Origin of the sequence: Ornithinimicrobium pekingense DSM 21552 (assembly GCF_000421185.1) — a bacterium.
Lineage (GTDB): Bacteria > Actinomycetota > Actinomycetes > Actinomycetales > Dermatophilaceae > Ornithinicoccus > Ornithinicoccus pekingensis.
This window is the reverse complement of the sequence record NZ_ATWJ01000011.1, coordinates 332,263-344,494: the sequence shown is the minus strand read 5'-3', so window position 1 is coordinate 344,494 and position 12,232 is coordinate 332,263. Positions and strand designations below refer to the sequence as shown.

At 67.8% G+C, this 12,232-nt stretch carries 12 protein-coding genes, 3 pseudogenes and 1 riboswitch; of the genes and pseudogenes, 13 read left to right on the top strand and 2 right to left on the bottom strand.

The genetic code is table 11. The features are described 5' to 3' along the window. Positions 1 to 1,207, bottom strand: a 1,207-nt coding sequence (locus K330_RS21165; RefSeq protein ID WP_237740635.1) for an SDR family NAD(P)-dependent oxidoreductase, incomplete at its 3' end; no start/stop codon positions are given. A gap of 369 nt (positions 1,208 to 1,576) precedes the next feature. Continuing rightward, positions 1,577 to 1,861 carry a DUF4235 domain-containing protein gene (locus K330_RS0112940; RefSeq protein WP_022922239.1) on the bottom strand — a complete coding sequence of 95 codons (285 nt, stop codon included), beginning with the start codon at positions 1,859 to 1,861 and terminating at the stop codon, positions 1,577 to 1,579. A 37-nt stretch (positions 1,862 to 1,898) separates the two neighbouring features. Further along, a riboswitch (TPP riboswitch) is annotated at positions 1,899 to 2,003 on the top strand. On the opposite strand from K330_RS0112940, the gene K330_RS0112935 reads away from it, so the two are divergent. The 13 genes and pseudogenes from K330_RS0112935 (at position 2,004) to K330_RS0112870 (ending at position 12,230) form a co-directional block, all read left to right on the top strand. Next, positions 2,004 to 3,194 (top strand): thiamine ABC transporter substrate-binding protein, encoded by a 1,191-nt coding sequence (locus tag K330_RS0112935; protein WP_022922238.1) that lies wholly within the window; start codon positions 2,004 to 2,006, stop codon positions 3,192 to 3,194. Positions 3,195 to 3,292: 98 nt separating this feature from the next. Beyond that, complete coding sequence (locus K330_RS0112930) at positions 3,293 to 4,330, top strand: GNAT family N-acetyltransferase (RefSeq protein ID WP_156875802.1); 1,038 nt, start codon at positions 3,293 to 3,295, stop codon at positions 4,328 to 4,330. After that, on the top strand, positions 4,327 to 4,959 hold the full coding sequence (locus K330_RS21160) for a sugar transferase (RefSeq protein ID WP_022922236.1): 633 nt from the start codon (positions 4,327 to 4,329) through the stop codon (positions 4,957 to 4,959). Before K330_RS0112930 ends, K330_RS21160 begins: the two co-directional genes overlap by 4 nt. Then, positions 4,956 to 6,002, top strand: a complete 1,047-nt coding sequence (locus K330_RS0112920) for a hypothetical protein (RefSeq protein WP_022922235.1) — start codon at positions 4,956 to 4,958, stop codon at positions 6,000 to 6,002. The genes K330_RS21160 and K330_RS0112920 overlap by 4 nt, the downstream gene beginning before the upstream one ends. Then, positions 5,999 to 6,577 carry a GNAT family N-acetyltransferase gene (locus K330_RS0112915; RefSeq protein WP_022922234.1) on the top strand — a complete coding sequence of 193 codons (579 nt, stop codon included), beginning with the start codon at positions 5,999 to 6,001 and terminating at the stop codon, positions 6,575 to 6,577. The genes K330_RS0112920 and K330_RS0112915 overlap by 4 nt, the downstream gene beginning before the upstream one ends. 451 nt (positions 6,578 to 7,028) lie before the next feature. Further along, the gene (locus K330_RS23360) at positions 7,029 to 8,396 is read left to right on the top strand and encodes an IS110 family RNA-guided transposase (protein WP_156875801.1); all 1,368 of its coding nucleotides are present in this window, start codon (positions 7,029 to 7,031) and stop codon (positions 8,394 to 8,396) included. Between the two features lie 227 nt (positions 8,397 to 8,623). Next, positions 8,624 to 8,851 carry a hypothetical protein gene (locus K330_RS0112905; protein ID WP_156875800.1) on the top strand — a complete coding sequence of 76 codons (228 nt, stop codon included), beginning with the start codon at positions 8,624 to 8,626 and terminating at the stop codon, positions 8,849 to 8,851. Beyond that, a pseudogene (locus tag K330_RS21150) lies at positions 8,851 to 9,543 on the top strand (IS256 family transposase); the annotation flags it as partial. The gene K330_RS0112905 and the pseudogene K330_RS21150, both read left to right, overlap by 1 nt. A 74-nt stretch (positions 9,544 to 9,617) precedes the next feature. Continuing rightward, positions 9,618 to 9,935 carry a helix-turn-helix domain-containing protein gene (locus tag K330_RS0112890; RefSeq protein ID WP_029202638.1) on the top strand — a complete coding sequence of 106 codons (318 nt, stop codon included), beginning with the start codon at positions 9,618 to 9,620 and terminating at the stop codon, positions 9,933 to 9,935. Between the two features lie 206 nt (positions 9,936 to 10,141). Further along, positions 10,142 to 10,882: an integrase core domain-containing protein gene (locus K330_RS0112885; RefSeq protein ID WP_229665826.1), complete on the top strand. Its 741-nt coding sequence runs from the start codon at positions 10,142 to 10,144 to the stop codon at positions 10,880 to 10,882. Between the two features lie 10 nt (positions 10,883 to 10,892). Next, positions 10,893 to 11,504: pseudogene (locus tag K330_RS21145) on the top strand (IS256 family transposase); the annotation flags it as partial. 153 nt (positions 11,505 to 11,657) lie between these two features. Beyond that, positions 11,658 to 11,971, top strand: a pseudogene (locus tag K330_RS24680) (IS1634 family transposase); the annotation flags it as partial. Positions 11,972 to 12,038: 67 nt separating this feature from the next. Beyond that, the gene (locus K330_RS0112870; RefSeq protein WP_022922226.1) at positions 12,039 to 12,230 is read left to right on the top strand and encodes a hypothetical protein; all 192 of its coding nucleotides are present in this window, start codon (positions 12,039 to 12,041) and stop codon (positions 12,228 to 12,230) included. Positions 12,231 to 12,232 lie beyond the last annotated feature (2 nt).

Here is a 12,232-nt window from a genome sequence, read left to right as displayed (position 1 = left end):
GCATGAAGTAGCGCTCGACGTCGGGGTGGGTGACGGTGACAGGCCCGCCGCGGCGGATCTGCTCGGTGAACGCGGGGATGACCGAACCGCGCGAGCCCAGGACGTTGCCGAAGCGGACGGAGACGTACCGGCCGGGCTGGGTGCGGGCGTAGTGCGCGGTGAGGCGTTCGGCGACGCGCTTGGAGTAGCCCAGGACGGAGGTGGGCGCGGCGGCCTTGTCGGTGGAGATGTTGACGAAGGTGCCCACCCCGGCCTCGGCGGCTGCGGCCAGGACGTTGAGGGTGCCCAGCACGTTGGTCTTCCACGCCTCGGCGGGGTAGCGCTCCAACAAGGACAGGTGCTTGAGCGCGGCGGCGTGGAAGACGACGTCGGGCTTGAGCTCGGCGAAGTGCTCGGCCAGGGTGTCGGCGTCACGGATGTTGGCCAGCAGCAGGTCCTCACCGTGCAGCAGCGCCCGGCCAGAGAGGGACATCTGGACCGAGTGCAGGGCTGACTCGTCGCGGTCGAGCATGATCAGGCGGGCGGGGCCGAAGGCGGTGATCTGGCGGCACAGCTCTGAGCCGATGGAGCCACCGGCTCCGGTGACCAGGACGACCTTGCCGGTGATGTGCTCGCTGATGGCCTGCTGGTCCAGCTGGACGGCCTGGCGACCGAGCAGGTCTTCGAGGTTAAGGTCGCGCAGGTCGGTCGAGGCCGGGTCGGTGGCGCGCATCCACTCCTCGATCGGGGGCAGCACCTTGACCGTCAGACCGGCCTCGCGGGCCTGCTCCTGGATCTCGCGCAACAGCTCCGGGGTGGCGCGGGGGATCGCGACGGCGACGTGCTTGGCCTCCAACCGCTCGGCCACGGAGGCGAGGTCGGTGCGGGTGCCCATCACCCGGATGCCCTCGATCTTCAGCCGCCGCTTGGATCGGTCATCATCCAGCAGCGCCACCGGGGTGAACTTCGCCTGGTCGTCGTGCAGCATGTTGTGCACCAACCGACGACCCGCCAGCCCCGCACCCAGCACCACCACCGGCTCACCATCAGGATTCCGCGCCACTCGGTGAGACCGGTAGGTCCGCACGATGAACCGCAAGGCGAGCATCATGACGATGGCGACTGCTGGCGCTAGAAGGGCGACTGACCGGGGCAGGAAGAAGTCCTGGGTGGTCACGAAGGCAAGAGCGATGAGAACTAGGCCCGCGGCGACAGCGGTCTTGACCACGGCGGTGACCTCGTCAAAGCTTCCCCGCATATGACGCACCACGTAGGGACCCGTGAGGACACCCAAAACTCCGTGGAGGGTTGCAGCGAGGACGGCACTGACGTATGGCGAGGCCTCGGTGAAGACGGTTGGATCGAGGCTCAGCCGGGCCCACATCGCGAGGAGGACAGCGACAGCCCAGCAGGCACCGTCGGCGAGGATCCACATCGACCGGACCGCCATCTCTCGCCGCGGAGATCGTCGCTCGGCGACGCTCTTGGACGCGGGCGGCGTGGACGGAACGGTTTCGGGCATGCCAAATTCCCCTTAGCTTGGCACGGTGTTGCGGGACCGGTCGATTATTGCTCAACCGTCCGGTACAGCAAAATCTCAGGCGTTTGCAGTGTTGCCGACCTGCTGGGGGTGCTTCCCCTGCCCCTTGGCCACCAGCCGCGTGGCTTGCCGGTTCGCCAACATTCGAGCCAGCCCGACGACCGCGCCGGAGAGCACCGCGAAGGCGATGGCCTCCTTGAGGTCGATGTCGGGGTCCTCCGGGTTCTCCGGGGAGTCGCTGCCGGTGACGAACTTCCAGGTGCCGTCCGTGGTCTTGCGGGCGACGATGCTGGCCAGGATGGCCGCGGCGGCGGTGACGAGCTTCGGGACGAGATTAGCCATGGTGTGGATCCTGCCACAGCGAGTGTTAGCGTGAGAGCGGAAACGACAGGGGAGCGCCGAGGCGCTGAGAGTGCGGCAGCTGCCGCAGACCCTTGAACCTGCACCGGTTAGCACCGGCGAAGGAAGTCGACAAGGAGACGACATGGTCCGTACCCGTACCCGTGCTCTCGCACTGGCCACTGCTCTCGCCCTGCCGGTGGGCGCCTGCTCGTTCGGCGGCGGAGGAGGCGACGAGACGCCGCCGCCCACATCGGCCGAGGGGGCGCAGGGAGGTGCCGCGGACGACGACGAGACGAGCACCGGCACGGACGACAGCGAGCAGTCCAGCGAGGTGGCCGCGCCGCCGAGCGACCCTGGCCGCGTCGTCCTGGTGACGCACGACTCCTTCAACGTGCCGGAGGAGCTCGTCGCCCAGTTCGAGACCCAGACTGGCTACGACCTTGAGATCCAGCTGTCCGGCGACGCCGGCGAGCTCACCAATCAGCTCGTCCTCACCGCCGGTCGTCCGGTCGCCGATGCCGTCTTCGGCATCGACACCACGTTCGCCAGCCGCGCGGTCGGCGAGGAGGTGCTGGCCGCATACACCCCCGCCGGGCTTCCGGAGTCCGCCGAGGAGCACGCCCTCGCCGAGGGCGAGGCGGCATACCTGACCCCCGTCGACTACGGGGACGTGTGCGTCAACATCGACAACGTCTGGTTCGCCAACAACGGCGTCGAGCCGCCGCAGACCCTGCTCGACCTGACCAAGCCGGAGTACGAGGACCTCTTCGTCACCCCCGGGGCGACCACCTCGAGCCCGGGCATGTCCTTCCTGCTCGCCACGATCGGCGCGTTCGGGCCCGGCGAGTGGCAGCCCTACTGGGAGGACCTTATGGCCAACGGCGCCAAGGTCACCAGCGGCTGGACCGACGCCTACAGCGTCGACTTCACCGCCGGCGGCGGCGACGGCGACCGGCCGATCGTGCTGTCCTACGCCTCCAGCCCGCCCTTCACCATCCCCGAGGGTGGCTGGCAGCCCACGACGAGCGCGCTGCTCGACACGTGTTTCCGCCAGGTGGAATACGCCGGCGTGCTCGAGGGCGCTGCCAACCCCGAGGGTGCGCAGGCGGTCGTCGACTGGCTGGTGAGCCCGGAGGTGCAGGCCTCGATCCCGGACAACATGTACATGTACCCCGTCAGCGACGAGGTGGCGCTGCCCGAGCTGTGGGCGCAGTTTGCCCCGCTGGCCGAGGACCCGATCGTGGTGCCGCCCCGCCAGATCGAGGAGGAGCGGGAGACCTGGCTGCGGGAGTGGGCGGACATCGCGACCGGGGGAACCGGAGCGGGCGCCTAGTTAGTATGTGAGTTCTATCCAAGGCCCCGCCAGCCTGCTGCGCGCTGACCTGGCGTCGCGGTTGCTGGCACGGCTTCGTCAGTACTTATATCGGGGGTGTGGTGCTTCATACGCATGACGTCGAGGCGTTCCGGGAGTCGGGTTATGCCGCTCCTGACGTGTATTTCCGGGCCGAGTACGGCGCCGCAGAGGAGGCTGCGGGATCCGGCCGATGGTTGATGTTCGAGGCGTTCGAGGGTCGCTGGCTGATGCCGGTGCACATCCGGGAGTCCCCCATCGCCACCGATGCGGTGAGCCCATATGGATACGCAGGCATCTATGCAGATCCGGAGTTATCTACTAGTCAAGCTCGAGCGGCGTGGGACGAGGCGCGCTCGGCATTGTTGGACCTCGGCTGCATAAGCGTGTTCGTCCGGCAGTCGCCGCTGGTCGCCAGCGGCTGGGAAGGACCGGGTGGGGAGATCGTGGTTCGGGACCATCCCACGTTCCAGATCGACATAACGGACATCGCTGTGGCCTGGGACCGGATGCAGGGGCGTTCGCGCACGAGCATCCGGAAGTCGCAGAGAATGGGCATGTCGGCCCGCGTACGGTATGCAGAATGGCGAGACCTTGCGTCTGGAAGTCCCTTTCGCGTGTTGTATGAGCAGGGGATGCAGCGTCGGTCTGCTTCCGACCGGTACGTCTTTCCTGACGAGTACTACGAGATACTCCTGGGCGGCCTGGGCACGGACCTCCTCATCGCTGAGGTCTCGGACAGCGTAGGTGGTGCGGTAGTGGCCTCGTCGTTGCTCATGCTGCACGGCGACCAGTTGCACTACCACCTCTCAGGTTCTGACATCGCGGCTGGGCGCAACGGGGCGACCAATGCGCTTCTCTGGGCCGCGATCCAGTGGGCGGGTGACTCGGGCGTCCGCAGCTTTCACCTTGGCGGCGGGCTCGCGCCCGGCGACTCCTTGCACAAGTTCAAGGCATCGTTCGGCGGGGATGAACTGCGCTTCTCAGCCTATGGCGTTGTCCTCGATGAAAGGGCCTATCAGTGGGCGACAGATGTTCGCGCCTCTGAATTGGGTGTGCCCGCACGCGATCTCTCCGCCATGGCAGGCACGTTCCCTAGGTACAGGAGCACGCTGTGACCTTCTACTCCACGGTGGGAAAGAGAACGATCGACGTCCTTGCTGCGTCCGGACTTCTGATCCTTACGGCTCCCGTGCACGCCCTATGCGCAGCCGCGGTCCGAGTGTCCAGCGGGCCGCCCGTGTACTTCGTACAGGAACGTATCGGGCGAGACGGCCAGCCCTTCAGCCTGATGAAGTTCAGGACGATGCAGGTGGGGACTCATGAGCGTTCAGGTGGGTATCCGACGCCCGCCATGGTAACTCCCATGGGCAAGGTCCTGCGGAAGACGAGCTTGGACGAGATCCCGCAACTCTTCAACATCCTGAAGGGTGACATGAGCATCGTGGGGCCGCGGCCGGCGCTGCGAGACCAAGTCGACAGGTATTCACAGAGGCAGCGTGGCCGTCTTGCTGTGCGTCCGGGTTTGACCGGCCTGGCGCAGGTCAGGTATCGCAACGGGGCCACATGGAGCGTCCGAATCGAGTCGGACCTCGAGTACATCGCGAAGCTGTCCTTTTGGCGTGATGCGGCCATAACGCTTCGGACCGTGCCCGCAGTCCTCTTCGGGGCCGGCGTGCAGACCGGCCAGACGGCAGAGGACGTCGACGACCTCGGTGCGTCTTCCCCAGGTGGGCTCGCTCCATGAGAGAAATCGGCTCGGACTTCGAGACCGTGGACAGCAAGTGGATACGAGGTTCCGCCGATGCGCGCCCACCCTGGGAACGTGCAGGGGAGCAGGTCCAGTACTTCGAGTCGGGGCGCCAAGCGATCGGCGCCCTGTCGCGCGAACTACGAGGGAACGGACTCTCTACGGTCTTGTTCCCCGCTCATTACTGCGAATCGATGCTCGCTCCGTTCCTGCGGGACGGGTGGGACATCCAGTTAGTCGGGATGCTGGATGACTGGACACTGGATCCGCACGCTGTCCACTCTTCCCTCCCGCTGCAGCAGACGCTCATCTTCAGCACCTCCTACTTCGGCGTGCCAGAGAGCGCGTCTTGGACGGCGGTCCTAACGGATGCGGCCGTGCAGGGCGCACACATCGTGTCCGATGAAACGCACCGGGTATGGACGCCCGGTCCCGACTTTGCCACCTATCGACTGGCGAGTTTGCGCAAACTCCTGCCCTTGCCGGACGGGGCCTTCTTGACTGGTCCCGTCCCCTCCGCAACGCGTACGCCCAGCGTATCCGGACCCCTAAGACTGGACGCGATGGAGGCCAAACGAGGGTACTTGGCCGATGGCGGGTCGCGGGACTACCGGGCCCTCTTTTCGGCGGCTGAGTCTCAACTTGATGCCCTCTCGAGCTGGACTCGCATGGCCCTGCGCTCCGAGGAACTCGTGAAACACCTGGACTACGGGGCGATTGCGGCGCGGCGGAGCTCCAACCACGCGGTGCTGGTGGCCGGGTGGTCGTCTGAACAGTTCACCGTGACGACTGCGGCGGCCCCCGTCCCGGCCTATTGCGTCGTGAGAGGATCGCGTGTGGCCGAACTTCGCAGGTACCTGATCGGGCGCGGGATCTACCCCCCGGTTCACTGGGTTGCTCCCCCTGCCGGCTATCCGCGACTGGGGAGGTGGATCGGAGACGTCCTGTCGATCCCTATCGATCACAGATACGACGAGACAGACATGCAACGGGTACTCGAGACCGTCCACGAGTTCGAGCGCGAAGGAAGCAGCAAATGATCCAGGGGAAGCTGGTCCGGTTCCGCACGATGGAACGTAACGACCTCCCGTACGTGAAGGCGATCAACGAGGACCCACAGGTGCGCAGAAATGTCGTGGGATGGGGGTGGCCAAACTCCTTGGCGGAGCTGGAGCGCTGGCACGAGAGGTCGCAGGGGGGTAGCACCCATCGCTGGGTTGTGGTGGACACGGCTGACCGTGTCATTGGTGTCACCGGGCTTTGGGACGTCGACATGCAGAGCCGGCATGCGCTGACCGCATTGAAACTTGGTGGGCTCGAAGAAGTGCGAGGCCGCGGGCTCGGCACGGATGCCATCAAGACGCTCATGGCTTTCGCGTTCTACGACGTAGGGCTCAACAGGCTCTACAGTTCGATTCTGGTCGACAACGCGGCCTCGACTCGGGCGTATGTGGATAAGTGCGGATGGAGCGTGGAGGGCATCTCGCGTCAGCACGTGTGGCGTCGGGGTGGTTACGTTGATCTCCAGCAGGTTGGGATCCTTCGCTCGGAGTTCGATGCATTGCCCGGCGCTGAGGAGTACGTACAGCTGGTTCTCGGGTCCTCGGGTACCTGAGCCGTTAGGTGGCTTGTATGACTTGGAGGGCCTCCTGGTTGCAGGTGGTGGTCGCTACGGTGGTCGTGGGAGAAGGCCCTGGGTCGTGCCGCTTTTCGGCTGAGCGTTGAGGCTCGTGAAAGAGATCGACAGGCCCGGGGTCGGCTCTCCCGGCTGAGGTTGGCCCGGTTCAGGGAATTGGTGGCCGTGGCAGGCCCCGCCCCGCGGGGTCCTGATCGCGGGTAGGCACCGGATCACGCACAAGCATGGGAGCACCTGCCGTGGTGTTCATCTGTGGTGGCTGGGTGGCAGCGGTTCGGGAGCTCGCCCTGTCGCGGACGTTGCCCGGGGTGTTGCCGGTCAGGACGCGAGGGTTCTCCCGCCGCTGTTGGCGAGCCCGATCCTCTTGGTCACTGGCCGGTGGTCGTCGAGGAACGGGTTCACGTTCATCGTTGCGAACCGAGGAACCCTCGTGTCCATTCACAGTACCGACCCCACGACCGTGCCCTCGTCACCGGTGCGGGTCCAGGTCGGCATCGACGCCGCGGTGGTGGCCAACCATCACGTGTGCGTGCGGGAGATCCTGGGCGACGGGCAGGTGCGCCTGACCCGGTTCACCACCCCGCCGACCTTGGCCGGCCTGAACGCGCTCAGCGCACGGTTGGGCAGGCACCCCGGGGTGGTCGCTGTCGCCGAGCCGACGTCGATGACCTGGCTCGCGCTATCGATCGCGATGCGTCAGGCCGGTGGTGACCTGTCCCTGCTCGGGGCCCGGCACGCGGCCCGGCTGCGGGGCGCGATCATCGGCAAGGACAAGTCCGACGTCATCGACGCCGACGTGCTGGCCACCGCCGGGGAGGTCTTCACCCTCACCCCGCTACGTCCGCTGTCCCCGGCGCAGCTGTCGCTGCGCCGGGCGGTGACCCGCCGCGGGAAGCTGGTCGTGGACGGCAACCGGGCCCGCCGCCGGCTGATCTCGCTGGCGCGGTGGGCCTTCCCCGACGTGTGGTCCGCGTTCGCCGGGTCACAGCCGACCGCCATCGCGGTCCTGACCCGCTGGCCCGACCTGCGCGCCCTGGGCAGCGCCCGCCGCGCCACCCTCACCGGGGTCGTGGCCGCGCACACCCGCGCGGTCCCGGACGTGCCCGCCCGGGTCGAGGCGATCCGGTCCGCTGCCCGGGCGTGGGCCGACTTCTGGGACGGGCACCTGGACCTGGACGCCCTGGCCTGGGAGGTGGGCGAGCACCTGCACGACATGCACGAGGCCCAGGAGAGGATCGCCCGGGCGACCGCCCAGGCCACCGGGTACTGGACCGACCTGTACGGCGACGACGTCCTGCTGGGCTCGGTGCCCGGGATGGGACCGGCGACCGCACCCACCGTGCGGGCCTTCCTCGGCGACGGCTCCGCGTTCACCACCGCCAAGGCAGCCGCCTCCTACGTGGGGATGAACCCCTCCACGTGGTCCTCCGGGACCGTGGTCCAACCCTCCCGGGCGATCACCAAGGAAGGCCCCGCGGTGCTGCGCCTGGCGTTCTACCAGGCCGCCGGCGGCGCCCGACGGGTCGACCCGCAGCTGGCCGCGTACTACCGGCACCTGATGGTCGACCGTGGCCACGGACACACCAAGGCCACCGTCGCCGTGGCCCGCAAGCTCATCGAACGCACCTGGACGGTCCTGCACCGCGACCGGCCCTACCAGCTGCGTGACACCGACGGCACCCCGCTGACCCGGGCCCGGGCCAAGGAGATCGCCCGAACGTACGCCGTCCCACCCGAGGTCCGGGCCCGAGCCCGAGCACGCAGCGCGGCCACGCACCGCTCCAAGCTCACCCGCTGACCTCACCAGAAGCCGAGCGAGAGGCCAGGCCCAGAAACTCTCTCGCCGATCCCCCCTGCCCGACGAATCCACCCCCCCTGAGGCCTTGACAACCCGTTAGGGGAATCTCTTCGTCTTTGAAGGTGGGGTGAGGGCGGCGCGCCGACGCGCTGGGTGAGGCCGGGACGGGGTCGAGGTCCCCGATGATCGGAGGACTTCTACCTCTCCCGATCGCCAAGGACCTCGACGTGTCTGAGCCTACGTCGTGCTGCCGTGCCCTGTGCACCGGCGGCGCGTACTGCCACAACTGCGATCTGCTCGTGGGCCTGGACGGCCTGCACGTGACCGCCGTCGACCGCGCCCCTGACCTGCTGACCGTGACCGTCGAGTCGGCCCCGGCACTGACCTGGGGACTGTCCGCTAAACGGTGTTTCTGGCCCGACGCGCCGGCTCAGCTGGCGGGGAAGGTCATGTGATGACCGAGAAGATCTCGAGCGTGAGCTCGATGCCGAAGAAGGTGAAGAAGACGACCTCGCGCAGCGAGGCCGAGCAGGCTGCGGTCCGGGAGCTGGTCAAGGCCGCCCGGGCACGTGGTGAGGATCTGACCGGCCCGGACGGGCTGCTCAAGTCGATCACCGCCACCGTCGTGGAGACCGCGTTGGAGGAGGAGCTGACCGAGCACCTCGGCCACGGGAAGCACCAGGTACCCACCGCCGGGAACGGCAACATCCGCAACGGCACGAGGCCCAAGACGGTGCTCACCGACGCTGCCGGGGAGGTGACGATCGCCGTCCCCCGGGACCGGGCCGGCACGTTCGAACCGGTCATCGTCAAGAAGCGACAACGCCGCCTCTCGGACGTGGATGCCGTCGCGATCAGCCTGTTCGCCAAGGGCCTGACCACCGGTGAGATCTCCGCGCACTTCCACGAGGTGTACGGCGCCAGCATCAGCAAGGACACGGCCTCGAGGATCACGGACAAGGTGCTGGAGGAGATGGCCGCCTGGTCCTCCCGTCCGCTGCAACCGGTGTACGCGGCCATCTTCATCGATGCGATCTACGTCAAGGTGCGCGACGGGCAGGTCGGCAACCAGCCCTTCTACGCCGCGATCGGCGTGGACCTGAACGGCCGGCGAGACGTCCTCGGGCTGTGGGCAGGGCAGGGGGGTGGTTGTCGCGTTCCAAACTTCTTGGCAGACCGGTTATGAGGGCATGATCGGCGTGACCATGAAGGAGATGACCCGTGGGACGACCACCTGTGATCCCGGCGGAGAAGAAGACCAGGATCGTGCTCAGCGTCCTGGCTGGCGAGGTTTCGATCGCCGAGGCGGCGCGTAAGGAGAAGGTCTCCGAGCAGTCGATCGGGCGGTGGAAGGCGGACTTCCTCGAGGCGGGACGGACCGCGATGGCCTCGGGGCGGACCGGGCCTTCGACCCGGGAGGAGCAGCTGGAGGCTGAGGTCGCCGAGCTGACCACCGCCCTGGGCGAGGCACACCTGCAGGCCCGGGTGTGGAAGAAGAGCGCCGAGGGCCGGCTGGGCCCTTCGAGGACCTCGAGGTAATCCGCACCGAGGTGGGGATGCCGACCGCGAGGTTCTGCAAGTTGATCGGCGTCCCCGAGCGGACCTACCGCCGGTGGCAGGCGCATGCCCGGGCCGGGCGCCCTGCCAAGGGCCCGTGGCCGCGGCCGGCGCGCCAGGCGTCCTGGCAGGTCGTGACTGATCTGGCGGCCAGACACACCGCCTGGGGCCACCGCAAGATCTGGGCGATGGCTCGTCACTCGGGGCATCGGGTGTCGATGTCGACCACGGCGCGGATCCTCGACGACGCCGGGCTGCTGCTCAAGGCCGACTACCAGCGAGAGCGACGCCAGCTCGCCCAGCAGCGCAAGGCGGCGTTCGCCAAGACGCCGACCGGGCCGAACATGGTGTGGCAGTTCGACTTCTCCGAGTACGAGACCGCCGGCGGGGGGACCTGGCGGGTGGCCGGGATCGCGGACTACTGGTCCAAGTACGAGTTCGGCTGGTACTGGTCGCCGACCGCGAACCAGCACGACGCGGTCGCCGCGGTCGAGCTCGCCCTGGCCGAGGCGGGCGAGCTGCTGCCCGAGGGCTTGGACCTGCTGGAGTACCTCACCGACCCCGAGACCGGCGAGGTCGTGCCGATCACGCTGGTCACCGACAACGGCGGCCCGTTCCGCTCGGCACGGTTCGCGGCCTTCATCGAGGCCACCCCGGAGCTGGACCACGTCCGCACCCGGGTCCGCACTCCGGGCCAGAACGGCGTCCGGGAGCGCGCGTTCCAGTCGCTGAAGTACGAGCGGCTCTACCGCGAGCAGATCGACGACATGCACGACCTGGTCACCCACGGCGAGGACTTCCGGGCCGAGTTCAACACCGTCCGCCCGCACGAGGCCCTGTCCTGGAACCGGCCGCGCGAGGTGCACCTGCGCCAGGCCGACCCGTGCTCACCCAACTTTCCCGAGCCCGAAAACCTGCCAAGAACTTGACACGGGACATGGTGAGTCGGCGAAGTTCTGGATGAATGTGCTGGCCGACCTGAAGAACCGCGGCGTGCGGGACGTGTTCTTCATCGTCTGCGACGGCCTCAAAGGACTGCCCGACAGCGTCAACGCCGTCTTCCCGCAGGCGATCGTGCAGGCCTGCGTGATCCACCTGATCCGCGCGACGCTGCGCTACGCCAGCCGGAAGTACTGGGACCAGCTGGCCAAGGACCTGCGCCGCATCTACACCGCCCCCTCGGTGGAGGCAGCGTGGGCGGCGTTCGAGGAGCTCGAGGAAAAATGGGGCAAGCCCTACCCAGCCATCCCCAGGATGCGGAGAGCAGCGTGGGAGGAGTTCATCCCCTTCCTGGCCTACGACGTGGAGATCCGCCGCGTGCTGTTCTCCACCAACGCCATCGAGTCCCTGCACGCCAGGTACCGGCGCGCGGTCACCGTGCGCGGGCACTTCCCGACCGAGCAGGCCGCCCTGAAGTGCCTCTACCTGGTGACCCGCGGGCTGGACCCCAAGGGCACGGGGCAGGCACGATGGACCATGCGGTGGAAGCCCGCGCTCAACGCTTTCGCCGTCACCTTCGCCGACCGCATGCCGGCCGCGGAGAACCTCTGAGATGAACGCCAGAAACACCGTTCATCGGACAGACCCCTGACCTGACTTGGCTCACTCATTGCGTGCAGCGGTGATCGCGGGCTGCTGACCTGGGGAGTCGTGCCCGACTGCTCGGAAATTGGGGCACTAGCCGGGGGGTTCTAGTGTGGCGGCGTGGCTCACATCCGTACCGTGAAGACGTCCTCTGGGGCGACGGCGGTGCAGATCGTGTACTCGCGCCGGAAGGGTTCGAGGCAGATCGAGCACATCGGTTCGGCGCACACCGACGTCGAGCTCGAGCTGCTCAAGACTGCGGCCAGGCAGAAGCTCGCGGCTGGGCAGGGCGAGCTGGACCTGGGGATCCAGCCGCCGACGGAGGCCAAGTGGGCCGCTGCGCATCCTGTCCTCGCGGATGGGGCACTTGTGGGACTCCCTCGCCGCCGGGTACGCGGGCGCTCGGGTTCGACCAGGCCGCCAGGGATGAGAGTCCCCGGCGGTGCCGCTGGCCAAGAACCTGCTGGCCAAGGGCGCGGTCGTGCAGTACCACGACCCGACGTGACCGACTGGCGTGCGGTCCCCGACGCGGTCCGCGTGGACGATGCCGCGGCCGGTGCGGGCGCGGCGGACCTGACGGTCCTGGTGCAGAACCACCGCGAGTACGACCTGGACGCCCTCACCGGTGCCGCGCGCCTGTTCTTCGACACCCGTGGCAAGACCCAGCCCGGGGAGAGGGTTCACCGGCTGTGACC

Coding starts and splice junctions, on each gene's coding strand:
- K330_RS0112940 (WP_022922239.1), bottom strand. CDS start 1,861: ATGGCTAATCTCGTCCCGAAGCTCGTCACCGCCGCCGCGGCCATCCTG.
- K330_RS0112935 (WP_022922238.1), top strand. CDS start 2,004: ATGGTCCGTACCCGTACCCGTGCTCTCGCACTGGCCACTGCTCTCGCC.
- K330_RS0112920 (WP_022922235.1), top strand. CDS start 4,956: ATGAGAGAAATCGGCTCGGACTTCGAGACCGTGGACAGCAAGTGGATA.
- K330_RS0112915 (WP_022922234.1), top strand. CDS start 5,999: ATGATCCAGGGGAAGCTGGTCCGGTTCCGCACGATGGAACGTAACGAC.
- K330_RS0112885 (WP_229665826.1), top strand. CDS start 10,142: ATGGCTCGTCACTCGGGGCATCGGGTGTCGATGTCGACCACGGCGCGG.